Consider the following 24,079-nt stretch of genomic DNA (forward strand, 5'->3'; position numbering starts at 1 on the left):
CCGCCACGCCACCACGACGTGACCCCAACGCGTGACGCGGCCGCGATTCCAAGGTGCGCGCGCCTTTCCGCTTCCTTTCGCCCAATCGCAGGTTCGGTTGTGAATTTTAGTAGGAGTAAAATTTAAGCTTGACGCAATTTTTAGCTCGCGGTAATTTTGAAAAGCGGTCCCGGCCGTTGCATGCGCCTGATCGATAAACAAAACATGGGCATCCGATGATAGATCGACTGAAATACAGCTTCTCCAGCCTCGCGCCCTATGACGCCTGCGTCGCCGATACGCACGCCGGGCTCTCGCGACTCATGGAGCAGCGCGGCCTCGACGCGCTGCTGGTCCCGTCGCAGGACGAATTCCTCAGCGAGCATGTGCCGCGCCGTAACGACCCGCGTTACGCGCTGTCCGCGTTCGACGGTTCGACCGGCAACGGTGTGTTTCTGTCGGCCGCGGTTGCGCTCGAACTCGGTTCGCCGCAGTTCCTGCTGTTCGTCGACGGCCGCTACCATCTGCAGGCGGATCAGCAATGCGACCCGCAACGGGTGCAGGTACAGAAGCTGGCGTTGGGCGTGTCGATATGGAAGGCTATCGCCGACTGGCTGAGCGCGCATTCGGCGCACGTCGATGCGGTGGGCTACGACGCATTGCGGATGAGCGTCGCACAACGCGAGGGCATGCTAGAGGCGACCGCGCACGCCAATCTCACGTGGACCAGCCTGAGCGGCCGGGAGGTGGACCGTGCGATCGATTTGCCCGGCTGGAACGTGGACCGTCCGATCTTCGAGTTGCCGCAGGCGATGACCGGATCCAGCATCGCGCAAAACATCGCGACGCTGAATCAGCGGGTTCACTCGCGGTTAGCTGAAGCGCGGCCCGATGAGGCGCAGTCCACTACCTGCTTTTTGACCTGCGTGGCGGACGACATCAGCTATCTGCTGAACAGCCGCGGCTATCACCTGCCCAACGCATCGTCGCAGCTGGGTTTTCTGTTCGTGATCGGCGAGCAAGTGGTGCTGTTTTTGCCGGACGGATGCGATCAATGTCCGGTGGAGCTGCGCACGTATCCGTTGCTGCGCGTGGTTCGTCGCGATCGGGACGAACTGGCCCGGGTGCTGGGCGAGTTCGAGGTTCGGCATGTGTGCTACAGCGCCGACGCGGTCAACTGCGCGCTGCCCGACGCGGTGCGGCGTATCTGGCCGGCGGCCGCGCATACGCATTTCAGCCCGGTCGAAGCGATGCGCGTCGGCAAGACACCCGAAGTGCTGGCGCAGTTCCGCGACGCGTTCGCGCGCAGTTCGGCGGCGATCGCTGAGACCATGCGCTGGACCAAGTCGGGGGATGGACAACGCCGCTCCGAATACGACCTGGCGCGCACGATCAACGACGCTTACGGCGCGCGTGGCGCCGTCGGGCTGTCGTTCACGTCGATCGCGGCGAACGGCGCGAACAGCGCGTCGGCGCATTACTCGGCGGCGAGTCCGGACGTCGATTTGCAGGAAGGCGAGTTGGTGCTGCTGGATAGCGGCGCCTATTACGACAGCGGCTTCGCGACCGACTGCACGCGCGTCGTATTGCGCAAAACCGATCCGTCGACCCGGGCACGACCGTGGCAGAAAGAGATATACACGGTCGCGCTGAAGGCGTGCATCAAAGGTCTGGTCACGCAATTTTCCGCTGACACGACCGGCGCGGAAGTCGACGCCGCCGTACGCGCGGTCTGTCAGCAGTACGGCTACGATTTCGGGCACGGCACCGGACACGGCGTCGGCATTCACGTTCACGAAGGCGGTGTGCGTTTCGCGCCGGGGGCCGGGTATGGGCTCGTGCCAGGCGCGGTGATTTCGGTCGAGCCGGGTATCTATCTGCCGGGCAAGGGCGGCGTGCGGATCGAGAACATCGTCATCATTCATCCGAGCGCGACGCAAGCCGGCAAGATGGAGTTCGAGAATATCGTTGCGGTCGGTTACGACTGGGATCTGATCGACCTCGATCTGCTCGACGACAGCGAGCGGACTTACCTGCGTGACTATGAGCGGCTGTGTGCCGAGCGCGGCACGAGCGTGACGGCGTGTCCGTTGCTGTAGGGTCGTCTTTCAGAGGGCCTTGCGTCGCATCCGGCTCACGGATAGCCACAGCGCGGACACCAGAAAATAGATCGCGCCGACCGCCGCGTAAGCCGCCACTCTGGCGATGACCGGCGGCATGGCCGCGCGCGCCTGCACGATAAAGAATGCGCCTGCCAGCGCCGATTGCGCGCCGCTCAGTATCATGGCCCACTGCGCGCCGAAGTGTTTCCAACGGCGCGCGGCCGTGCCGAGTTGAAGCAGTCCGGACAGTATCGCCCAGTCGCCGAACACGCCCAGTACCCAGCTCATGTCGACTCTCAAGGCAACGATCACCGCGATCGTCGTCAGGATACTGATGACGACATTGATGGCCTGAATGCGGCCTTCGGCCATTCCGCCGGCGCGCGACATGTCGATGTAATTCGCCAGCGCGTCCCACGCCGGATAGACGACGAGCAGAGCGGCGACGGCCGCCGGGGAAATCTGTCCGATCGAGAAAGCCAGCCCGACCCAGACAGCGGAAAACGCTGCCCGCATGAAGTAATACCGCGTGAGCCAGTGTTCCTGGCGGGCACGTTCGGTATCGGTGCGACGATCGTTCATTGCAACTCCTGCTCGATGGCCGACGACCGTAGTCGTCGACAGGTTCTGGACGCTTCTACAGCCGACATCGCGAGACGGTCGCCCGCGCGGCGCGAGTCGGCCGCATGACTTACATCGGCGGCGCGACGCCGTCCTTTTCGACGACGACGAAGTTACCGTCGTAAGCGCCGTCTTTCCCATGGACCGCCACCACGAACACCTTTTTGCCCGCCGTCAGATCGTCGCGTGTGGCGGGAATGAGCGTGACGACCGGTGCGTTCGTCGGCACGTTGATGGTGTTGGTGCCGCCTTTGTACGACAGTTTCAGATCGCGACCGCTGGTTGCTTGCACAACGGTATCGACGTTGGCGTTCGTCATGGACGTGTTGGCGCCGAGATCCCATGCATAGTGACCTTCTCCCGTACCGCGCGCGGCTTCGGGGAACACCAGCACCTCCTTGGCAACCAGCTTGCCGTCCGGTCCGGGCATGGCCGCGGCGCCGACGTAAGAGCCGGGCTTGATGTCCGACAGCTGGACGGCCTTCACGGCGTTCAGGTGCGTCGAGTCCTTCACCTGGATCGTGACGGTGTCGCCGCTGCGGCGGTGTACCTGCAAGGTGTTGCCCGAGAAAGACTCAATCGCGCCGCGGATCCGCTCCGGCTTGTCGGTGGACGATTGAGCGAACGACGTGCCGGCGAGCGTCAGCGCCAGCGTGGAAATAGCGAGTTTCAGGCGAATCGACATGAATGCTCCGTGTGTGCAGTAGCGGTGTAAAGCTTGAGGTTGAAAAGTGGCGGGAGTGAAAGTGGGCGGCGCGGGCTCAGGAACCCCCGAACCAGTTGTAGCCCTGGTTTTCCCAATATCCGCCGGGAAATTCGTTGGTGATCGTGATCGCCACGATGTGTTTCGGGTTCTTGTAGCCCAGCTTGGTTGGCATGCGGAGCTTCATCGGGAATCCATACTTCGCGGGCAGGATGTTGCCGTCGTAGGTCAACGTAAGCTGGGTCTGCGGATGGAGTGCCGTGGGCATGTCGATGCTGGTCCAGTAGTTGTCGGCGCAATGCAGGGCGACATATTTCGCCGTCGTGTCCGCTTCGACCCGAGCGAGAAAATCGGCAAAGCGCACACCGCCCCATTTCCCGATGGCGCTCCAACCTTCAATGCAGATATGCCGGGTGACCTGGTCCCGTTGCGGCAGCGCGCGCAGTTCGGCAAGGGTCCAGCGGGACTTGCCTTTGAGCCGTCCTTTTAGTTCGAGACGATAGGTCTGAGGATCGACGTCCGGCACCTGATCGATGTCGTAGTACGCGTTGAAGGGAAACGGCCGGGTGATCATCGACTCCGGGTAGGTCGGCGCGAGTTGGCGCGGGTCGAATAACAGCGCCTGGGCATCGTCATTGAATCTGGAGACTCTGCGTAGCATCGTTTCCACCGACTTGTCGGTCTTCAGGTCGCAACCTGACAGCAGCATCAAACCGCCGAGCGTGAGGATTCGTTGACCCAGCAAACGCCGCGCGGACGACTGCAGTTCGCCTCTTGCGTCCTTGACGATGGAGGCCGCGTCGGGGCGATATTCCGGAGTGGGCGTTGAGCCGCGTTTTGGGGTGGGCATGTTCAGCGGCCTCGAATCATCGTCAGCAAGGAACGCGGCACGAGAGCGACCATCGCCACGTGCACGATCAGAAATCCGACCAGTCCGCTCATGGCGACAAAATGGACCAGGCGTGCGTTGTCGAAGCCGCCCATCAAGGCGCGCAGAAGCGGGAATTGCACGGGTTTCCATACCGTCAGCCCCGACAGAATGACGAGTGCGAGGTCGGCGATCACGGCCAGATAGGCGAGTTTCTGGACAGCGTTGTATTGGCTCGGGTTGTCGTGCGCCAGCTTGCCTCGCAGGGCGGCAAGCAGGTCCGCGGCAACGGCGCGAGCGGAGACGGGAAGCAGCTTCCTGCGCAGGCGTCCCGTCGCGATGCCCCGCGCCAGATACGCGAGAAAGTTGACGACAAGTAACCACATGATCGCGAAATGCCAGAGCAGCGCACCCCCAAGCCAATTGCCCAGCGTGATGGCGGCGGGAAATCTGAGGCTCGAAAAAATGGGCGACGCGTTGTAAATCTGCCAGCCGCTCATGCACATCGCTATCACCGAAACGGCATTGAGCCAGTGAAAAATGCGCACGTAAGCAGGATGGTTCGGGGCGGAATTCAAGGTGGTGTCACCGACAAAGACGTAAAGAAGTTCGGTATGAGGATCGCACCCGGCGCGCCTTGAGACCATCGGTCAAATGACCGACCCCGGCCTTGGGAGGCCGCGACGCAGTGTTTTTGTCGGTTGCCGGTGGTATGGGCGGGCGGCGCCCGCCCTCCGTTACCGGCCGCGATCCGGGTTGTTCAACCGCTCGATGCGCATGCGTCCCGGTGGCTCGAAATAGGTTCCGAAGCGCACGAGCCCCGACTTTCCGAGGTGACAAACCATCGTGAAGCTGACGAGTAGACCCGGGTCCGGTTTGTCGTCGATCTCGATGTCGACGCCGCTCAGCCGCGGCTCGAACCGCAGTAGTGTGGTTTCCATCTGGTTGCGCAGATCGTGTACGGACGCCGGCAGGTTGCGGTAGACATCCGTGAGATCCGGCAGCCCATAGTCGGGCACGTGCTTGAGCGCTCCGGCGCGGGTGTTCAGGATGCGGCGAATGTTGGCCTGGACACTCAGGATTTCGAGTGTCCTGTCGTCGTGACGCTCAAGCGGTTCACCGTCGATCTGGCCGAGCAGCATGTCATAAAGGGAAGGGCCGACCGGCATCGCTTCGTGTTCCTCAGGCAATTGCCGGCCCGGCTGCCGGGTGTCCGGCGACGGCGTCGTCCCGGTCGATGAAATCGATCGTCAGGTTACGCTCGGGCGAACGGGACAGGACGATTTTCGCGGGCGCGGTGCCGTTCGCCATACGTGCGAGCAGTTCGCGGGACATGGTGGGCAGGATGCGCTGGTCAAGAAACGCGTCGACGTTGCGTGCGCCGGATTCCCGTGCAAGACAGAGTTCGGCCATCGCGTCGACGAGCGCTTCCTCGCACGACAGTTCGACGTCGTGCTGCAGGCGCAGGCGATCAGCGATTTTCGCGAGCTTCAGGCGCACGATGGCGACCAGCGCTACCGTGTCGAGCGGCCGGTACACGAGCGTCTGGAAGCGGGCGAGGAGGGCCGGCTGGAAGTGCGCCACGAGCTGCGGGTGGATGGCGTCGAGCAGTCCTGCCTGCGAAGTCTCCGTGTTCAGCGCGGTGGCTTCGTCGATCTGCCTGCTGCCGAGATTTGACGTCATCACGATCACGCAGTTGCGGAAGTCGATCTCGCGCCCTTCGCCGTCGCGCATCGTGCCCCGGTCGAACACCTGATAGAAGATGTCCAGCACGTCGCGGTGAGCCTTGTCGATCTCATCGAGCAGGATAACGCTGTACGGGCGCTGGCGTACCGCCTCGGTCAGGATGCCGCCGCGACCATAACCGACATAGCCCGGGGGCGAGCCCTTGAGCTGCGAAACGGTGTGCGGTTCCTGGTACTCCGACATGTTGATCGTGGTGAGCGCTGCCTGGCCGCCAAACAGCAGATCGGCCAGCGCGAGTGCCGTCTCGGTTTTTCCCACACCGGAAGGTCCCGCGAGCAGAAAGACGCCCAGCGGCGCGTGCTCGTTCTTCAGGCCCGCCTTTGCCGTGCGCAGGCTTTCGGCCAGTGCGGTGAGCGCATCCTGCTGCGCAATCACCCGCGTCGCAAGCCGCGCTTCAAGTGCAAGCAGCCCCTGCAGTTCGTCCTCGACGAGATTGCCGACCGGCACACCGGTCCACTCGGCCACCACGCGCGCGATGGCGTGGGCATCCACGTCAGCGAAAATCAGTGGCATCTTGCCCTGGGCCTGTGCGAGCGCTTGCCGCGCCTGCGCGAAGGCCGCGGTGTCGCGCGTCGATGGCCCGGCTTCGCGCTGGGTCTCGACAGCACGCACCAGGTCGAGTTCGCCTTCGTAGCGCTGCAGCAGGGTGGCGATTGCCGACTGTGCGCTTGCCAGCGCCAGGCCCAGCGCGTCGCGGCGCGCCTGGGGCGTGGTAATACCTGCCTCGGCATCCGCCTCGAGTGTTGCCCGCTCGAGTTCGAGCGCGGCGATGGCAGCGCGGGCGCGCTGCAGTTCCGCAGGCGGCGATTCGAGCCCCATGCGTACGCGCGCGGCCGCCGTGTCGATCAGGTCAACGGCCTTGTCGGGCAGCTGGCGCGCGGGAATGTAGCGGCGGGAGAGCTTGACTGCCGCGACCAGCGCCTCATCGCGAATGTGGACGTGATGATATTTCGCGTAACGGTCCTTGAGCCCGCGCAGCATCAGGCACGCTGCCTCGTCGTCCGGCTCGTCAACCTTGATCATCTGAAATCGCCGCTCGAGCGCGGCGTCGCGCTCGAAATATTGCTTGTACTCTGACCACGTGGTCGCGGCAATCGTGCGCAGCTCACCGCGAGCGAGCGCGGGTTTGAGGAGGTTCGCGGCGTCGGCGCCGCCCGCCGCGTTGCCCGCGCCGATCAGCGTGTGCGCTTCATCGATAAAGAGCAGGACCGGTTCGGGCGCGGACCGCACCTCGTCGATCACGTTCTTCAGGCGTTGCTCGAACTCGCCTTTCACACCGGCGCCGGCCTGCAGCAGACCCAGGTCGAGCGTGAGGATGCGCACGTCGCGGATCACGGTCGGCACCGTCCCCTCGGCCACGCGCAGCGCCAGGCCTTCGACGAGTGCGGTCTTGCCGACACCCGGTTCACCGACCAGGATCGGATTGTTCTTGCGCCGGCGAGCGAGCACGTCGATGACCTGCTGGATCTCGCGTTCACGCCCGAAGACCGGATCGATCCCGCCTTCGCGCGCCTTCGCGGTGATGTCGATCGCGAAGCGGCCGAGGGCGTCGCCGTCGATGGCGCGCCGGGGCGCTTGCGATGCCTCCGCTTCCGGAACGGTCGACCCGGCGTGGTCGCCGATCGCAGTTGCCCGCTCGACGGGAGCCGCTTCCGGACTATCCGGCGGGTTCTCGCAGGTCCGTAGGCCCAGGCGGGGCAGCAGGTGCTGGATCTGGGCGCTGCGGATTGACAGCAACGGCCAGGCATTGGGCGCGCGCAGGACGTGCGGCGCCTCGACGATCGCCTGAAGCACGTTCGCGGAGCGGATAAGCGCGTCATCGGCCTGCGACGATGCGTGAAGCCAGGCATCCCGCAGGACGACGGCCAACTGCGGGGAGAGGCCGGGCCTGCCGCGCAGATTGCGCGGGGTGTGCTCAATGGCCGTGAGCAATGCATCCCAGACGGCGTCCACATTGAGCCCGTAGCGGTTCAGGATCGCCGGGATATCCCCGTCTGCCGCTTCGATGAGTTTCAGCAGCCAATGCTCGACCGTGATCTCGTCGGCGAGGCGTGTCTGGCACAGGTTCGCCGCCGCTTCGAGCGCCTTCGCGCAATGGGGGTTAAGCCGCTGGAGCAGGTGCGTGGCGTCCCACGGGGACGTCCTTCGGTCGTCGCGAAAGGTCATGGCGAAGTGCGCTCTGGTCGGGGCGCGGACAGAAACTTGAATAACTGTCCGAACCCTGGGGAAGTAAAAAGGCCCGCCTGCGCAGGCAGGTTGGCAAAGGAAGGCCGGTTATGCCGAGGGCCACCGGGAATGGTGGACCGCCCTCCAGACCACTGGCGAATCAGGAACGCTCGTTCCAGGTGTCCTTGTGCATGATGTTGCCGTCCTTGTACGACCACGTGATCGTCTCGTAGCGCAACTCGACTTCCTCGAGGTGGTTGTGCTTCTCGTAGTCGGGGTTCTTGATGTCGAGCATCTTCGGGCGCACGGCCACGACCTTGACGTTGTCGAGTTTCGTGTTGAAGTATTCCTTTTCCTTGCCGGCGTCGTCGATCTTGTACCACCTGATCTCGGCCGACTGGAGCGTCTGGCCGCTCGTCACGGCCTTGTACAGGTAGGGCGTCGAGGCGTCCGTTTCCTTGGTCAGCATGATCGACTTGTGCACACGCGTTCCGGTGAGCTTGCCGGTGTTGCTGTCGGTTGGGATATGCACACCGTGGTCGAACGCAACGATCTCGACGCTGCCCTCGCGGTCATGAACGGTGACCGAACCCTTGATGTCGGCGCCACCATCGTCCTTGAGCCACATGTAGGACGGAATTGCCATGTTCTACTCCTTTTTTGTACGACAATCGCCCGGAGCCAGCGACCGGGCTTCACATTCCCGATGCGGATGCTTCGGGGACCAAAACAGTTGCCGTTCAGCTGCGCGGCGTGTTGCCGGAAGGCGCGGCTGCAGGGCCATCAGGCACCAGCGTGATCTCCACGCGCCGGTTCTTCGCGCGGCCCGCTTCGGTGTTGTTCTCCGCGAGCGGACGCGTATCGCCGTAGCCCTGGATCGCGAACCGCGTCGCTGGAATGCCGGACGCCTCGATGAGCCAGTCCCGCACGGCATCCGCGCGCGCAGTCGAGAGCTTCAGGTTACTGTCCGGATGGCCCACGTTGTCGGTGTGGCCGGCAATGAGAATGCGCTTGTCCGGATGCGCCTTGATCATGTCGAGCGCGCCGACCATGGTGCGCGTCGAGCCGACCTTCAGCCGGGCACGGCCGCTGTCGAAGAGCGACATACTGTCGAGCGTGACGACCGCGGGAGGCGGTAGTGGCGGCACATAAGAGGCAATGGCCTCGTTGAGCGGCGTTATCAGTTGCGTGCCCCGGTACATGCCCAACGACAGGCGCAGCGGCACGCCCGAGCGCGCGTAACCGTCGAGCTCGTCACGGTCGGCCACCAGTGTCCGCAGGGCATCCTGCTTCGTCGCATCGTGCGCGGTGGGAATCATCGAGTAGCGCCCAAGATCCGCTCCGATGCGTGCAAGCAGCGTCTGGTTGTTTCCTGTCGCTCCCCAGAACGCGAAAACGGACACACAGGCGAGTATGGCGATCACGTGGGCGACGGCGGTCCATCGCGGCGACATCCAGAACCGCTGCGGCAGGGCTTCGATGAGCGGTTGCGGCAGTGGCCAGGGGTGTGCGGAGGCGGCGCTCGTCGCGCGCATGACGCGGGTCTGCATTTCCACGTCCTGCTCCCACGGGTTGCCCGGTCCGTCCGTCGGTCCGCAATCGATCCAGGCTGCCCCAGACAGAACCCAGGGCGAGGCCGGCTGCTGACGGTCCGTGAGCGCGCTGACGACGACACGGTGTGTCCAGCCGACAATGGACGCGAGCGCCGCGGCGCGCACGGCTGCCACGCGATCCCCGGCCGCGTGCTGGACCTCGCTTTCCGCCGCCCGGATGACCGATTCGAAGCGTTGTGCATCCGTGAGATGAGTGGCCGATGACACGCCGTACCACTGAGGGATGGCGTGTCCGGCGGGGCCGGTCGTGAGCCGCTGATAGACCGCGAGGTAGCCCGGTAGGCATCGCCGGCCCAGCATGCGCGCCGCGTCGGCGACATGCTGACGCACCAAGCGCAGCGCCTGCGTCAGCCTGTCGGCATCCGCATACTGGGCAGGGGCGATTGCCAGCACGATACCGTCCGGGGCGCGTCCGTCGCGCCACTGCCGGACTGCGACGGCAAGGCGGGGCAGGTCCCGCGGGCGGTCGACGCGCAACCAGAGGGCTCCGTCACCCACGTGGACGAACTGCTCCCACCCGTCGCGGTTAAACAGCGCAGGCAGGTCATCGCCTGTCACCAGCACGAGCGGCATGCGGGTGCGCAGACGTGCCGGGATCTCCGCGGTCGCGGTTCCCAGCGCGGCGAGTACTTGTGCGCCCTGTGTCCGTGCCAGGCGGAGCTGCCGGGCGCGGCGCCACACCAGCAGGGTGGCAGCGACAGCCGTGATGGCCGTCAGGATCCACGCCGCGCTGCCATTGCCATTGCCGTTGCCGTTGCCGGGAACGACGAGCCAAATCACCGCGAGCATCAGGGCGCTACCAAACAGGACCATTACGCGAAACGGATAGCCCAGTCTTTGGTGACCGTCTTCGGATGCGCGTGCCTGTGCCGCGACCTGGACTGGCAAATCGGACTTCACGGTTGCAGGACCTTCGCCGGCACGAGTTGCGCGAGCTGCGTGTCGAGCGCCACGGACCCGATACGCCAGACGATCAGCGCGACAATGCACGCCAGTCCCGCGACGGCCCACGGCGAAAGCGAGTGAACCCAGTCGGAGAGACGCCGTGCGGAACGGTCGACCACGAATGGCACATCGGCGGACGGGCGTAGTTTTTCCAGCCGGGCGTCGAGCGCGGCCATCACGTCGATGCGCTTTGCCTCGCCGCCGAGCGCATAGCGGCCGGTGAATCCCATACCGAGGATAGCCGAGTAGCATTCGAGCAGATCGGCGTTCGCCGGTGTTTCGCGCAGACGGGCCTCGATGCAGTCGAACACCCGCTCGCCCGCGTCGTGGATATCAAACCGCTCGACCTGCAGCGGCTTGAGCGCCCATGCGCTGCGGTTCTCGGCAGAGAGATGCCGCAAGGCGGTCTCGTCGAGCAGGCCGCACTGCGCGACAAGCGCTTCCTGTCGCACATCCGCCGGATAGCCTCGCCGGGTAAGTGCGTCCGAGAAGCGGTCGTTCGCCTGTCCGCAGCGTTCGCGAAATCCGGCCGCGTCGGCCACTGTGCCACCGGGCGCCAGCGTGGTGACGAGCAGTGCGGTGTCGCGCAGCAGATCGCGAATACCCTGGCCGGTGGCACGTCCCACACCCGGCTCGCCGTTCATGAAAGCGGTGTCACGATGAAAGGAACGGACGACCCTCATGAGCGCAGCACCGCGTAAAGTTCAAGCGACGCGTCGGGTATCGACGCCGGGAGATAGACCTGGCAGGCCCGCGCGGCGAGCATTCTTGCATGCGCGTTGTTCGTGGAATCCAGCGCAAAGTACTGATTGTCGAGGCGCACGGGAATCGCTGCCGGCACACGGGGCACGGCCTTGAGCGGGATGCCCGGCAAGGCCGAATTGACGATGTGTTCGACGTCGTCGGGCGCACCGATTTTGCACAGACGCGGGGCCAGTTCGACAAGCTCGAACGCCGGCACCGGCGCGTTGACCGACAGATACCAGTCCGCGTCTGCCTCGACGATGCGTTCGTCGAGGAACTGCCCTGTCGACGTGGTCGGGCTTTTGCGTGTAAGGCCAATCGACACCACCCGTGACGGGATGATCGCGTCCAGCAGGTCGCGGATCATCGACTCGAGTTTCGCCAGGACTTCATCGGCGCGCGCGTGGTCGTACGCAGGGATATCCGTGAGCTGGGCGCTGGTCGAGAACGTCATCAGCGCACTCGCGAGCTGGGCGAGCGTCAGATACAGATGTTCTGGCGGGCGAGCCGGGTGCGAAGCGAACAGTCTGAGTGGCGGCCACGCGGCCTGAATGCAGTGCAGGAGCCAGAAGAGCTGCACGTCGGCGACACCATATTCGGCGACCTGATCGATGCGCTCGCTGCGGCGCGCGCCGAGCGCGTGGCTCTTTGCCTGCAGGATGTCGGCGAGCCGGTTGATCCGTTCGAGATGGAGCGGGTGGCTGCCGAGCGTCAGGCATGGCGGCACGAACCGGTGATCGACCTGAAACTGGCCATTCGTGGTGCGAACAAGCCGCGCGATCGCACAGACCGTGTCATCGTCGTGCGGCTCGAAGTCGAACAGCAGCCGTACCGCATGGCGTTCCGTTGCGATCTCGGACTCCGTCGTGCCGTTCAGGTCCGCAACCTTCACGAATTCACGGTACGAGCGGCGCGGACGCGCCAGTGTGGCTTCGTCGAAACGGCAATTGCTGCCGCTGGCGTCTGGCAGCGCGAGTGCCGCGAACACGATGACACTTTGCCGATCGGCCGGCACGCCCTGCGTCAGATCCCTGGCCGGTGGTAGCGCGTCGGCAACGGTCGTGTCGAACGGCGTGCCGTCCGGAAATCGTCCCTTCAGTTGCGCGAGCTTCAGTCGCGCCGTTGCCAGCGCCTCCTGATCCACTTCAACAGCGAGGGTTCCCCATGGCTCGGCAAGCGCAGCAGACACAAATTGTTGCAGGGCGAAAGCGGTCCACCTGTCCTGCTGCTGGAAATGCTGCTGCGTGAGGATGAGCCCGTCGTGCCAGAGCGGTTTGTCGATCCGCATGGTGTGGTCTATGAATATTTCCGGTGAGTGAGTGCCGGATTCTAAATGTGATATTTGTCTGCTGTATATGGTATTTGCTGTTTAGTTATGAAAAACACCAAAAATTTACATTTAATTGACAATAAATTTTAGAGATATTTAGCATGACTATTTTTGTTTGTAAATCGGACTTGTCTTGAATTTATGGTATTCATCATTATTTTTAAGAATAGACCATGATGGAAGGTGCGGCGCGCAAGTTCGTAGCAGAAATTCTGCGTCTGAAGGAGGTCTGGATATGATTGGTTTTTTCTTGATTTATCCATTAATCAACAAATTTTTACATTGAAATTTATCACTCAATATCGTGAGGCTTTGACGTAATGCGAGTAAACCGTTCTAATACGCCGTGACGGGAAGTTTCAAGGAATTGAGGGTGCGTCATGGATGCAGAGATGATCGCAGTTGAATCGCGCACACGCCGGGGCATGTGTGCGGGACGTGTCGTCGTATAGCTGGTGGCGCACCCTGCAGGTAGACTGCATTTAGAACACTAAGGAATGCAAATGGACAGTTTTCAAAGAGAAATTCCAAAATCGAGAGTCTTAATCACGCTCGATCTGCATACGGGCGGGGCGCAAAAGAAGGTCGAACTGCCGCTCAAGCTGCTGGTTGCCGGCGACTTCAGTGCGGGCCGCGAGCAGGCGCCGCTGGCTGAGCGCAAGAAGGTCAATATCGACAGGAACAACTTTGATGCCGTGCTGGCGGACTACGCGCCGGATCTGAGGTTTGCCGCGGAAAACACCCTTGCGGGCGACGGCACCGAATTGCCCGTGAACCTCGCGTTCCGGTCCATGAAGGATTTCGAGCCGGAGCAGGTCGCGCGCCAGATGCCGGAGCTTCAGGCGATGCTCGCGATGCGCAACCTGTTGCGCGACCTGAAATCGAATCTGCTCGACAACGGTACTTTCCGGCGCGAGTTCGAGAAAATTCTGAAGGACAGGCGCCTGTCCGACAAGCTGCGCGGGGAACTGGCGCAACTTGCGACGGCCGCGACTCAGCCGGAAGGTCATGCCTGAGCGGCGCAGGCCAAAACAGGCCTTTACTGCTTTTCGAAACCAGGTAGCGCTAGAGACCCAGACAGGACATACGATGAACCAGAATGAAGCACGCCTGGGCGCGGCCGAAAGCGTTGTGCTTGAGCACGACAGCGTGTATGCCTCGCTGTGCAGCAGAATCAACCTCAAACCCGTCGCCGAGACACGCCCGCTCGAGGCGTTCCGCGACAGCGACATGCTTTCCGAAGCCTCGGCCGACGAGCGTATCGCACGCGGCATGAGCGCTTTTCTCGAACTCGTCGCGAAGTCGAGTCAGCCGGTCGAACGACTCGACAAGTCGCTGCTCGACTTTCATATCGGCCAGCTAGATCGCCAGATCAGCCGGCAACTCGATGCGGTGATGCATAGCCCCGAGTTCCAGGCGCTCGAAGGGCGCTGGCGCGGCCTCAAGCTGCTTGTCTCGCGCACGGACTTCCGTCGCAATGCACGCGTCGAAGTGCTCGACGTGTCGAAGGAGGCGCTGCAGCGCGACTTCGAGGACACGCCGGAACTCATCCAGAGCGGCCTGTATCGCCTCACGTACATCGAGGAATACGACACGCCGGGCGGCCAGCCGGTCAGTGCGATGATCGGCGACTTCGAATTCGGCAACACGCCGATGGATATCGCCCTGTTGCGCAACATCTCGAAGGTCGCGGCGGCGGCGCACATGCCGTTCATCGGCTCGGTGGGCGCCGCGTTTTTCGGCAAAAAGTCGATGGAAGAGGTCGCTGCCATCCAGGATATCGGCAACTACTTCGATCGCGCCGAGTACATCAAGTGGAAGAGCTTCCGCGACACGGACGACGCCCGCTATGTTGGCCTCACGATGCCGCGTGTGCTGGGCCGCCTGCCGTACGGCAAGGATACGGTGCCGGTGCGGGCCTTCAACTATGAAGAAGCGGTGAAGGGCCCGGACCATAACCGGTATCTGTGGGTCAACGCGTCGTTCGCGTTTGCCGCGAATATGACGCGTAGCTTCGTGAACAACGGCTGGTGCGTCCAGATTCGCGGCCCGCAGGCTGGCGGCAAGATCGAGGACCTGCCGCTCCACCTATATGATCTGGGTACCGGCGTTCAGCCGAAAATCCCGACCGAAGTGCTGATCCCGGAGACGCGTGAGTTCGAGTTCGCGAATCTCGGCTTCATTCCGCTTTCGTTCTACAAGAACCATGACTTCGCGTGCTTCTTCTCGGCCAACTCGACACAGAAGCCCGCGCTGTACGAGACCAGGGAAGCGACGGCCAACAGCCGCATCAACGCGCGCCTGCCGTACATCTTTCTGCTTTCGCGCATCGCGCACTACCTGAAGCTGATCCAGCGCGAGAATATCGGCACGACCAAAGACCGGCGTCTGCTCGAGCTTGAACTCAACAACTGGATCAAGGGACTCGTGACCGAGATGAAGGATCCGGGCGATGACCTGCAGGCCTCGCATCCGCTGCGTGATGCAAGGGTGACGGTGGAGGATATCGAGGACAACCCGGGCTTCTTCCGCATCAAGCTCTTCATCGTCCCGCACTTCCAGGTCGAGGGCATGGACATCGGCCTCTCGCTCGTGTCGCAGATGCCGAAGGCCAAAAATTAATCCGGGTTGGTCCGGCGTTGTTTGCCTGAGTCGCCGGGTGGCGGACGTCGCCCCGGCGCTGCCGTTTCCGGCTTTCTGATACAGCATGTCGAGGATGATTCACATGGCGATGTTTTTGCCGTCGCAGGTTCAGGCGCCCGGTCGGCGCGGCGCACGCTGGGCGGTGCGTTGATGCTCTCCGGTTTGCTCAAGGCACTGTTTCCCTCACGCGACGCGGAACAGCTCACGCGCTCGCGTCTCGCGGCGTGGAGTGCATGGCTGCAGCCGCTGGACGGCGATCACGTCGTCGGGCGCGATCCGGGCTACGAAGAGGCCTTCTTCGCGCTCAGGGATGAGGCGTCGCGGCTGTCCGGCATCGACGACGCTTTGATCCTCCAATCGTGCGAGCAGTTGCTGAAGGAGACCGGCAAGGATCTGCGGGTCGCTGGCTATTACGCGGGCGCGCGGCTGAGGCAGGACGGGCCTGCCGGCTTCGCGGACGGGCTTGAACTGGTGGCCGCACTGGTCGACCGGTTTGGGGAGGCCGTTCTTCCGGCGCGCGCCGAGGCGAAGAAGGCCGCGCTTGAACTGCTGGCCACCGCGCGCACGGTCGAACTACTCGACCGCCGCGGTGAGTTTGCTCCCGCCGATCTCGAACGTGCGCTTGCCGCACTCGACGTGGTGCTCTCGCGCACGGCGAGGTGGCCTGAAGCGGCGCGCCCGAACCTGAAGCCGCTCATTACGCGGTTCGAACATCGGGAACAACCGGCCAGTAGCACGGTGGCCACATCGAACGTGTCTTCGTCCATGGGGGCAACGCCACCAACCAGTTCCATCGCCTCGACGCGCGATCTCCTTGATCAGGCGCGCATCATGGCATCCTGGCTGCGCGATCAGGACAGCGGCTACCTGCCTTCCGCGCGGCTCGTACGCTGCATCCGGTGGGACACCCTGCACGAAGTGCCGCCGGCCGACAGCGCGTCGCACACACGTCTGGCGCCGCCGCGGGGCGAACTGCGTGTGCAGCTCAAGCGGCTTGTGCTGCAGAAACAATGGCATGAGCTGCTGGAGCGTGTGGAGGGCGCCTTCATGGAGGGTGTCAATCACCTCTGGTTTGACCTGCAGTACTTCCAGCACGTCGCACTCGATCACGTCGGCGTGCCTTATTGCGCCTGGCGCGAATTGCTGCGCGCGGACTTTGCGCTGTTCCTGGAGCGGCTGCCGGGTATCGAGCGGCTCACGTTCAACGACGGCACGCCGTTCGCTGACGACACGACGCTCGAATGGATCGCCCGGCACGCGGTGGTGCGCGATCTCGAAGCGGGCGAGGCCATCGCGCCCCTGGCTGTTTCGGCGGATGCCGAAGGCGATGGCGCGGGCGACTGGCCGGAGATCGAGGCGCAGGCCCGCGATCTGGTGAACCGCGAAGCTTCGCGATGTCGAGCCCACAGAGGTCAACGAACAGGAATTGCTCCCGGAACGCGAAATATTCGAGCAACAATTCGTACCCACCGAAACCGTCCTCCGCGCAAGGTCGCAACCGGTCCTGCCGGCCGAAACCTGCCGCCGTGATGGTCACGCTCGCGAGCGCCGCGGCGTCACCGCCGCGCACTTCCGGAACGCACCATGCGACCGACTCGGCTTCGCGTGTGAGCGCGAGATGCATCGCCAGCGCCGTCGGCAGCTCGGCATTGAGATACAGGCGCAGGCGCGAGAAGTCGAGACGCGCTCGTTCGGCCGATGGATCCACTTCAAAGCCGAGCCGGATCACCGAGCGCCCATCGCGCCGCACGGCCGGCCCGGCATGCGTGATGGACAGCGGCTGCAGCGTGACGGCCTGCGTGGTGCGATACCGGCATTCGACCGTAGTCGGCCGGTCCTCGCCCGAACCTGCCGGTGGCGCGACGGAGACGGGCGTTGCGAGCACACGAACGCCCGGGGCTACAACGGTGGTCTGCGGGAGCGCGTGCGGAATCAGCTCCACGATCGAGAGCGACGGCATTGCGCGCAGGTAATGCGGCCAGAGCAGACTTACAAGGCCTTCCGTGAGTTCGGGTCGTTCGTCGTCGAGCGCCTGCTGCAGCCGTCCCGCGAGGAACCCAAAGCCCTCCTTCAGACGCTCGACCCAGGGATCGCGATCGATGACCCGATCGGGATTGAGCGTACGCGCCCGGTCGGGATGCGCCGTCGCGAATTCCCTGCCGGACTCACGCAGATACCGCATCTGGGTGTCAAAGTGGCGCAGGAGGGGATCGTCGCTATCCATCGATATGCCTTTCATGCGAAAGCCAGCGCACGAGCCGGATCCAGCACCGTCAGTTCAGCCTGTAGTTCGGCAATACGGCGCGCGAGTGCGGGCTTGTCCGCGTCCTTACGGTGGTTCGCCGCCTTCAACACGCGAACCAGTTGCTGCCGGATTTCGAAAACCAGTGCCGGCTCCCAGCGGGTTATGGGAAGTGTTCGTGCCAGCAAATCCAGTTCGCCGAGCAGTGCGAGTGCCATGTCGGCTCGTCCCGCATGATCGGCAAGACGCGCCATCATCAGCCGCTGCAGAAAGCGGTGACGGTCCGTTCTCATTCCGGGCAGTCCCTCAAGCCAGGCGAATGCGGCCTCCAGCCCCTCCCGCCGAACTGCTCGTGCCGGACGGGCGCAAGCGATGAATAACGATCCACACACAAGCATTAAAAAATAGTGAGATGACAAATCAGATCATGGGCATCGTTATAATGCTTCGACATACTTAGTAATTTTGTTGGTGGCCTTTGTGCTCCTGCTGATCGGGTAGGAGTCGCCGTTCCTGTGTACAACCTCACCATTCAACAGTGGCCATGCGGACCATTCAGGATATCGTCAAGCTTCCAGGCGCGATCGTCACGCAGCCTTTCCACCTCGAGATTGCAACGGTCGAGTCGCCGCTGTCCGTCCTCGACTTTGAATCGACTGAGGAGATGAACAAGCCGTATCTGGTCAGGATCACGGTGACGTCAAAGAACAGGCATATTGACGGCGCGGCCTGTGTCGGCAGGCCAGCGGTCTTCACGATCGACGAGCACGCTTCGGTGCAGTCGTTGCCCGGTCTGGTCGAACCCACACAGGCGACCGCGCGCACCTTGCATGGCACAGTGACGCAGTGGACGCGGGTGAAGATCAGCCGCGACGAAGCGACTTACCGGGCGGACCTCAGGCCGAGGCTGGCGCTGCTCGAGGAAGTCCACGATTCGGGCGTGTTCCTGGATCGCTCGCTGCCCGAACTGCTCACGGATCTGATCGTCGATCGCGACCTGTTCGAATCCTACGACCTTGATCTCCAGCTCGAAGGTCTGGACGACAAGGTCGAGCAGACCGTCATGTACGAAGAGACGGTGGCGAACTGCATTGACCGTCATTGCCGTCGCAAGGGGGCGTTTTACTACTTCACGCAGGCGGACAGGCAGGATGGGCCGCAGCGTGAGACGATGGTCGTCGGCAATACGCCCCGCGCGTACAGGCGCGCGCTTGAAGTGCCGCTGCTGCCGAATTCGGGGCTTGTGAGCTGGCACGAAGCGATTCTCGAACTCGAGGTCGAGCGCAAGCTGGTGCCTCAGGTCGTGCGTGAATGGGACCGCAATCACCGGGTCCCGGACGATCCGCTGCTGGTCGAGTCGTCCGTGGCCACTGACGACCGCTCGGTGTTCGGCAGCGTGAACCGCAGCAACGAACACTTCCACTCCGTCGAGGAAGGGCAGGCGCTTGCCGATGCGCGGCGTGACGAATTGATTACGCGGCAGACGCAGATCAGGGGCAAGAGCAACGTGCTGGGCATGATGCCGGGCACGGTGGTGCATCTGACCAACGACACGATCCCCGAGGCGCCCCACGGTTTCGTGATCACGAAGCTCGTGACAAGGGGCAGCCGCAAGGATTCGGTGACCAATACGTTCGAGGCGATTCCTGCCCATCTCACGTACCGTCCTGAATACATTCCCGCGAAGCATTGGCGGTGGGTCAGCGGCACGCTGATCGGCACGATCGAATCGGGCGACGACGAGCCCTACGCGTGGCTGGACGAATACGGCCGCTACCGCGTGAAGTTCCAGTTTGCGCGACGCACCGGCAAGCGCGGCATGAACAGCATGCCGTTGCGGCTTTTGCGGACCTCGGCGTCGTACCAGGGTGGCCTGCATTCGCCGCTGCTCCCGCAGACCGAAGTCCGTATACAGGGGACCAACGCTGATATCGACAGGCTCTATATAGCCGGAGCCCTTCATGACTCTGCGCGGACAGATCTCGTGCACGGCAAGGAAGGCTGGTACAGCCGCGCTGTCTGGCGTTCGCCCCTGCTTGGCAACAAAATCCGCTTCGAGGACCTGAAGGAGCACGAGGGCATCAAGATCGGAACGGTCTTTGCGAAATCGTCGGTCTCGCTCGGTTATCTCGTCGACGGCGAGAAGAAGAAAAGAGGCGAAGGGGTTGAAATCGGGACGCAGGCGTGGGCCACCATGCACGGACCCAAAGGCGTTTTTCTTTCGGCCGATCCGTGGACGCCGAACGCTCCCCATCTGGAGATGCCTGCGGCGATCAAGGAATTGCAGACGGCTCTTCAGCGGGTTGCGGCCCTTGCCAATGCAACGGTGCAGGCAAATGCGGAACCGGCAGACAGAGCCACGCAACAATCCCTGCTGGATGTGATGAACCAACTCAAGGATGCGGGACTGCTTGCCAGTGCGCCGGCCGGCATTGCACTCGTGACACCGAAATCGATCCAGCAGGCGGCGGGCGAGAACCTGATCGTGAATGCCGGACAGCACGCCGACGTCAGCGTGCTCAAGCGCATCACGATTGTGGCCGGCGAACTCATCTCACTGTGTGCGCACAAGTTTGGGCTCAAGATATTCGCCGCGAAGGGCAAAGTGGAGATTGCGGCACAGAGCGATGCGATGAGTCTGGTTTCCTCAAAGCAGATGCAGCTTGCAAGTGCAGATGAAGACGTATTGGTGGTGGCTCGGAAAAAGATCGTCCTGGCCAGTGGCGGTGCCGCGCTGAAGATCGAAGACGGCACATTCGAATTCATCGGCCCGGGCGCTTTCAGGATCAAGGCCGGCTCATTCGTATTCCAGGGCCCCGGCAACGTCGATCCTCAGTTGCCAATACTGCCGAAAAGCAAACTCACGTCGCCGGACGACTACTCACTTTCGCGATAGGAACCATGATTATCAGCCCACCTTTTCTCCCGCAGATTCAGGTTCCTGCAAATTCAACGGCAGAAGATCCGCTGATGGATGAAATCGACAAGTGGATCGACCATGGCGGCCGGTATCCGATCGCGTTCGATCGCCGCTGGCATACCGGGCTGCACCTTCGTCCTTCGAATAGAACCGTGCCTGTGCACGCGATTGCCGATGGAGAGGTGGTCGCATATCGTGTATGTAGTGATCCACTGCCGGACAGCTTCGATAACAAGAATACAAATGGCGGGTTCGTACTTCTCAAGCATGCAACTGAGACCGGCGAGGGGCGGAGTCTCATATTTTATTCGTTGTACATGCACCTGCTGGACAACACTGGGATTACGCAGACCGGCATTCATCCGCCTGCCGCAAACCAGGTTCACGGCATGGCAGACTGGTTGCGACAGCCAACTGGTGGCCCCATGTCCGGCGGGAATAAAAAAGTACTGAGAAAGGATGTCCTTGGCTATGTGGGGCGATGCCAGGACGGTCCATGGCACTTGCATTTTGAGATTTTCACGACCGGTACAGACTTCAACAAGTACTTTGGCATGACGCAACCTGGCCAGATCGGTATCGCGACGCCGAGCGGCAACGACTGTTGGGGGCATAGCTACTACTTCGTTCCGGCGGGGCAGACGTTTTTGCCGCAACCGCCCGGCGTCGATGCGCATGGTTACCTGCACGGAATTGCTTTTCCTCGTAAACAGGGCGGCCAAAGCGCTCAATCGTTGTACGTGGAAATGTATTTCTACAAGGGAGACAAGTATACGAATGTGTGGAGCGTGGCGAGCGACGGTTCCCGTACCTTGCTCACCGTAGACAAGCCCGACTGCGAGACGAACTTCGAACTCGACATGTTCAAGCGGGCGACCGCGCTCTATGCGGGATGCGCAAGCGACGGCTACGAATTGCTCCGTTTCGGCAGGGTCATCTCGCACTCGCAAACTGCGGCATCGTCGAGCGGACAGACACCTCCTCCGGTCGCGCCCGAGCTACTGGGCAATCCGCATCCCTTATCGGCTTCAAATCCTTTAGCAACATGGCACTGTATCCAGTTTGCCACCGGTCAATACGGTTACATCGATGCAAACCGGCCGGTCATCCAAAAACTGTCCGATGCTGATTTTCCGTTCTTCAGGGGGTGGAAGAAGATTCAGGCATCGACAGATGGGCTGTTCGATCAGCATGGTCTATGGGATCTGGAGAAGCTCAAAGCACTTGTGTGTGCGTCAATCGGCGGCGTGAGTAGCCCGGGCACACTCGCGCCAGCCATCTCGCAAACGCCCCAGCAACAAGGCGCGGCGATGGAGCAGTACCTGAGTGATCCCCACAACAAGGCCGTTCAGGAGCTGCTGCAGGGATTTATCTGCGAGGCGCCGAGCGAGTGGGATCGGACGAATACCGATGACCGATACCGGCATCTCCTTGATGCGGGTGAGCACTTCGAAGGCAACCAGCGCGCGTACGAACAATTCAAATCGTTCGTCGGCGATCTCCAGTTCTGGGACAAAACGAGCTTGCGCCCTGGTGACAAAGTATGGTTCTTCCATCCGCTTGCATTTATTCGCCATTTCAGACGGTGCCCGTGGCTAACGCTAAAGGAGCAGGCTCAGTTGCTTCCGCGCCAATCCATCGCGGACGCGGGCGGGAACATACCTTGGAATATCAGCAAGAGAAGATTTTCTGAAGGCGCGAGCAGTCAGAACGGCACTTTCCCAGCAAATATTTGGGTTTCCCTGAACAAAATGTGGGTGAAGTACGGCTTTGTGAGCAGCCTTCGGCGATCTCATTTTTTGGGGCAGGTATTTAAGGAAACGGGGGCATTCAACTACGCCAGCGAATGGGGAGATGCTGAGTACTTTCGAAAGATGTACGAGGTCTATACAACCACGGAAGCTGCGTCGGACTTTGATCACAAGCGTCCGTGGTTGCAGACCATGGGATTTTTGCAAGGAAGAGACCGTCCGACATACATTGCGCAGCGACCGGGGGAAATTCGCCATAAAGCTGAGTCGAATGGAAACGTTATCTCTGGAGACGGAGCACGGTTTAGAGGGCGCGGGCTAATCCACCTCACCTGGAGAAACGGCTACCGGGACTACGGATCGTTTTGTGGGCGAGATTTTGAGAGTGATCCGAATCCGGAGTTGCTTCAGAACGACGCAAACGTTGCGGCAGATTCTGCAGGGTACTTCTGGGTGATGAAACGAATCAATCGGAAAGCGGATCATGGATCTGATAATGCGGACGTTCTCGCTTGCTTCCGCTTGGTTGGGGGCGCGGGAGGATTGGCAGCACGACAGCAATTCTTTCGGTACACCTATTTCATGCTGAACGATAGCCCGACCATGCCAGCAGATTCGCAACTTGCAGTGCAAGTGGAGGTATGAGTATGCGTCATTTAATTGTTCTGTTTTTTATTTTTATTCTTGCTCACACCGGTATCTGTAGTGCGTCCGTTCCCATGGTGAAAGAGGGTGGGGAAATCGCTCTGGCGCCAATGGCGCAAAAGGTCGTTCAGCAATGCGGATTGTCGATGCTGGTGCCGCAGTTGTTAAACATGTTCGATCAACCTCTGGGTTTCGGTTGCACAGGCTCATACAAAGATAACGATGGAGCTGGTTTGTCAATGATTTTTGAATATGACCCAAATCGAGGTTCTGGTGGTTCAAGTTTGAATTTCGAAATAGAGCGCATTGGAATTGATGAGAAAATCGCAAAACGTGGGAGTAGTCTATTCAAGATTGATGAAGGGAAATCTCTGCCTGAATTGGGGAGCGGTGCCAGTGTCGCGACATCGAACTGCGGAACGTTGCCGAGCGTCAAAGTCGCGCCTATTTCAGGAGAAAACTGGCATGGCTGGATTGCCGAAGAGTCATTCGGAAAGGCTCCGCGCAATTGTAAGTTAAGCAAGGAATATACGCGTGCCTATCGTTGTGTTCACTTGATGATCGGTAACGAAAAAATGGTTGCTCAGCTCGACGGAGTTTGTCTGCTGCGGAAAAAAGAAGACAGCCTCGTGAATGGGTTTAGCTACGATCCGTTCCTCGATATGGTGAAGTCGATCCGTTTCAACGAAGACTAATCCTTGGAAGGTGTGTGCTTTTTGACTGCCACGAAGCCAGCTAATTGAGTGAAGAAATGAGCATTTTAGGAAAGCCAAATGAGATCGCCGATTCGTAAAGATGACGTCCTGGAAAATGGCGGGCGCGTCGCCGGCGGTTCGCCGCACATGGCGTTCTTGGGGCGACCTATTGCTCGGAAAGGCGATGCAGCAGTTTGCGATCAGCATGGCGAAACTGTGATTGACGAAGGCGATGAGGCGTTCCCCGACCAGGACGGCAAGCCAGTGGCCATGCATCTGCAGCGCTGCGCATGCGGATGCCGCCTGATTTCGTCACTTCAAAACGTCCATATCGGCTGAACATGCCGGTTGATCTCTCGCCTGCGG

The 24,079-nt window shown here is 61.7% G+C and carries 18 protein-coding genes and 2 pseudogenes; 8 read left to right on the plus strand and 12 right to left on the minus strand.

Annotation, left to right across the window (positions count from 1 at the left end; genetic code table 11):
* Positions 1-215: 215 nt before the first annotated feature.
* Positions 216-2,078 (plus strand): M24 family metallopeptidase, encoded by a 1,863-nt coding sequence (locus B0G83_RS23025; protein WP_105509706.1) that lies wholly within the window; start codon positions 216-218, stop codon positions 2,076-2,078.
* 9 nt (positions 2,079-2,087) lie between these two features.
* Here the strand turns inward: B0G83_RS23025 and B0G83_RS23030 are convergent, their stop codons facing one another.
* From B0G83_RS23030 to tssK, 10 genes are all read right to left on the minus strand, one after another.
* Positions 2,088-2,663, minus strand: a complete 576-nt coding sequence (locus B0G83_RS23030) for a hypothetical protein (protein WP_105509707.1) — start codon at positions 2,661-2,663, stop codon at positions 2,088-2,090.
* 109 nt (positions 2,664-2,772) lie between these two features.
* Positions 2,773-3,387: a DUF5666 domain-containing protein gene (locus tag B0G83_RS23035; RefSeq protein WP_105509708.1), complete on the minus strand. Its 615-nt coding sequence runs from the start codon at positions 3,385-3,387 to the stop codon at positions 2,773-2,775.
* A gap of 76 nt (positions 3,388-3,463) precedes the next feature.
* The gene (locus B0G83_RS23040) at positions 3,464-4,255 is read right to left on the minus strand and encodes a molybdopterin-dependent oxidoreductase (protein WP_105509709.1); all 792 of its coding nucleotides are present in this window, start codon (positions 4,253-4,255) and stop codon (positions 3,464-3,466) included.
* Positions 4,256-4,257: 2 nt separating this feature from the next.
* Positions 4,258-4,851: a cytochrome b/b6 domain-containing protein gene (locus B0G83_RS23045; RefSeq protein ID WP_258168131.1), complete on the minus strand. Its 594-nt coding sequence runs from the start codon at positions 4,849-4,851 to the stop codon at positions 4,258-4,260.
* 159 nt (positions 4,852-5,010) lie between these two features.
* A complete protein-coding gene (gene tssE / locus B0G83_RS23050; protein WP_105509711.1) occupies positions 5,011-5,442 on the minus strand; it encodes a type VI secretion system baseplate subunit TssE in 432 nt (143 codons plus the stop codon).
* Between the two features lie 13 nt (positions 5,443-5,455).
* Entirely contained in the window at positions 5,456-8,185 is a 2,730-nt protein-coding gene (tssH, locus tag B0G83_RS23055) for a type VI secretion system ATPase TssH (protein WP_105509712.1), read from the minus strand.
* A 160-nt stretch (positions 8,186-8,345) separates the two neighbouring features.
* Complete coding sequence (locus B0G83_RS23060) at positions 8,346-8,831, minus strand: Hcp family type VI secretion system effector (protein ID WP_105509713.1); 486 nt, start codon at positions 8,829-8,831, stop codon at positions 8,346-8,348.
* Positions 8,832-8,925: 94 nt separating this feature from the next.
* On the minus strand, positions 8,926-10,698 hold the full coding sequence (locus B0G83_RS23065; RefSeq protein ID WP_105509714.1) for an OmpA family protein: 1,773 nt from the start codon (positions 10,696-10,698) through the stop codon (positions 8,926-8,928).
* A complete protein-coding gene (locus tag B0G83_RS23070) occupies positions 10,695-11,426 on the minus strand; it encodes a DotU family type IV/VI secretion system protein (protein ID WP_105509715.1) in 732 nt (243 codons plus the stop codon). The genes B0G83_RS23065 and B0G83_RS23070 overlap by 4 nt, the downstream gene beginning before the upstream one ends.
* Positions 11,423-12,775 (minus strand): type VI secretion system baseplate subunit TssK, encoded by a 1,353-nt coding sequence (tssK, locus tag B0G83_RS23075; protein WP_105509716.1) that lies wholly within the window; start codon positions 12,773-12,775, stop codon positions 11,423-11,425. Before tssK ends, B0G83_RS23070 begins: the two co-directional genes overlap by 4 nt.
* Before the next feature lie 545 nt (positions 12,776-13,320).
* Here tssK and tssB point away from each other — a divergent pair.
* The 3 genes and pseudogenes from tssB to tssA all read left to right on the plus strand — a co-directional run.
* On the plus strand, positions 13,321-13,833 hold the full coding sequence (gene tssB / locus B0G83_RS23080; RefSeq protein ID WP_105509717.1) for a type VI secretion system contractile sheath small subunit: 513 nt from the start codon (positions 13,321-13,323) through the stop codon (positions 13,831-13,833).
* Positions 13,834-13,906: 73 nt separating this feature from the next.
* Positions 13,907-15,439, plus strand: a complete 1,533-nt coding sequence (gene tssC, locus B0G83_RS23085; RefSeq protein ID WP_105509718.1) for a type VI secretion system contractile sheath large subunit — start codon at positions 13,907-13,909, stop codon at positions 15,437-15,439.
* A gap of 171 nt (positions 15,440-15,610) precedes the next feature.
* Positions 15,611-16,846, plus strand: a pseudogene (gene tssA / locus B0G83_RS23090) (type VI secretion system protein TssA); the annotation flags it as partial.
* Here tssA and B0G83_RS23095 read toward each other — a convergent pair.
* Both B0G83_RS23095 and B0G83_RS23100 read right to left on the minus strand, forming a co-directional pair.
* Positions 16,845-17,684: pseudogene (locus B0G83_RS23095) on the minus strand (type VI secretion system baseplate subunit TssF); the annotation flags it as partial. The pseudogenes tssA and B0G83_RS23095 overlap by 2 nt on opposite strands.
* 11 nt (positions 17,685-17,695) lie before the next feature.
* A complete protein-coding gene (locus tag B0G83_RS23100; RefSeq protein WP_258168154.1) occupies positions 17,696-18,094 on the minus strand; it encodes a type VI secretion system domain-containing protein in 399 nt (132 codons plus the stop codon).
* 152 nt (positions 18,095-18,246) lie between these two features.
* On the opposite strand from B0G83_RS23100, the gene B0G83_RS23105 reads away from it, so the two are divergent.
* The 4 genes from B0G83_RS23105 to B0G83_RS23115 all read left to right on the plus strand — a co-directional run bounded on the left by B0G83_RS23105 (position 18,247) and on the right by B0G83_RS23115 (position 24,052).
* Positions 18,247-20,598, plus strand: a complete 2,352-nt coding sequence (locus tag B0G83_RS23105; RefSeq protein WP_105509719.1) for a type VI secretion system Vgr family protein — start codon at positions 18,247-18,249, stop codon at positions 20,596-20,598.
* A gap of 5 nt (positions 20,599-20,603) precedes the next feature.
* The gene (locus B0G83_RS39225; RefSeq protein WP_258168132.1) at positions 20,604-23,018 is read left to right on the plus strand and encodes a M23 family metallopeptidase; all 2,415 of its coding nucleotides are present in this window, start codon (positions 20,604-20,606) and stop codon (positions 23,016-23,018) included.
* A gap of 2 nt (positions 23,019-23,020) precedes the next feature.
* A complete protein-coding gene (locus B0G83_RS38250; RefSeq protein WP_146120283.1) occupies positions 23,021-23,713 on the plus strand; it encodes a hypothetical protein in 693 nt (230 codons plus the stop codon).
* Between the two features lie 78 nt (positions 23,714-23,791).
* On the plus strand, positions 23,792-24,052 hold the full coding sequence (locus B0G83_RS23115) for a PAAR domain-containing protein (RefSeq protein ID WP_105509720.1): 261 nt from the start codon (positions 23,792-23,794) through the stop codon (positions 24,050-24,052).
* Positions 24,053-24,079: the final 27 nt, after the last annotated feature.

The sequence above is a fragment of the Paraburkholderia sp. BL21I4N1 genome, from assembly GCF_002973525.1.
GTDB lineage: Bacteria > Pseudomonadota > Gammaproteobacteria > Burkholderiales > Burkholderiaceae > Paraburkholderia.

Excerpts from the sequence above, each read along its gene's own strand:
- B0G83_RS23025 (WP_105509706.1), top strand. The coding sequence starts at position 216 with ATGATAGATCGACTGAAATACAGCTTCTCCAGCCTCGCGCCCTATGAC.
- B0G83_RS23030 (WP_105509707.1), bottom strand. The coding sequence starts at position 2,663 with ATGAACGATCGTCGCACCGATACCGAACGTGCCCGCCAGGAACACTGG.
- B0G83_RS23035 (WP_105509708.1), bottom strand. The coding sequence starts at position 3,387 with ATGTCGATTCGCCTGAAACTCGCTATTTCCACGCTGGCGCTGACGCTC.
- B0G83_RS23040 (WP_105509709.1), bottom strand. The coding sequence starts at position 4,255 with ATGCCCACCCCAAAACGCGGCTCAACGCCCACTCCGGAATATCGCCCC.
- tssE (WP_105509711.1), bottom strand. The coding sequence starts at position 5,442 with ATGCCGGTCGGCCCTTCCCTTTATGACATGCTGCTCGGCCAGATCGAC.
- tssH (WP_105509712.1), bottom strand. The coding sequence starts at position 8,185 with ATGACCTTTCGCGACGACCGAAGGACGTCCCCGTGGGACGCCACGCAC.
- B0G83_RS23060 (WP_105509713.1), bottom strand. The coding sequence starts at position 8,831 with ATGGCAATTCCGTCCTACATGTGGCTCAAGGACGATGGTGGCGCCGAC.
- B0G83_RS23070 (WP_105509715.1), bottom strand. The coding sequence starts at position 11,426 with ATGAGGGTCGTCCGTTCCTTTCATCGTGACACCGCTTTCATGAACGGC.
- tssK (WP_105509716.1), bottom strand. The coding sequence starts at position 12,775 with ATGCGGATCGACAAACCGCTCTGGCACGACGGGCTCATCCTCACGCAG.
- tssB (WP_105509717.1), top strand. The coding sequence starts at position 13,321 with ATGGACAGTTTTCAAAGAGAAATTCCAAAATCGAGAGTCTTAATCACG.
- tssC (WP_105509718.1), top strand. The coding sequence starts at position 13,907 with ATGAACCAGAATGAAGCACGCCTGGGCGCGGCCGAAAGCGTTGTGCTT.
- B0G83_RS23105 (WP_105509719.1), top strand. The coding sequence starts at position 18,247 with ATGCGGACCATTCAGGATATCGTCAAGCTTCCAGGCGCGATCGTCACG.
- B0G83_RS39225 (WP_258168132.1), top strand. The coding sequence starts at position 20,604 with ATGATTATCAGCCCACCTTTTCTCCCGCAGATTCAGGTTCCTGCAAAT.
- B0G83_RS38250 (WP_146120283.1), top strand. The coding sequence starts at position 23,021 with ATGCGTCATTTAATTGTTCTGTTTTTTATTTTTATTCTTGCTCACACC.
- B0G83_RS23115 (WP_105509720.1), top strand. The coding sequence starts at position 23,792 with ATGAGATCGCCGATTCGTAAAGATGACGTCCTGGAAAATGGCGGGCGC.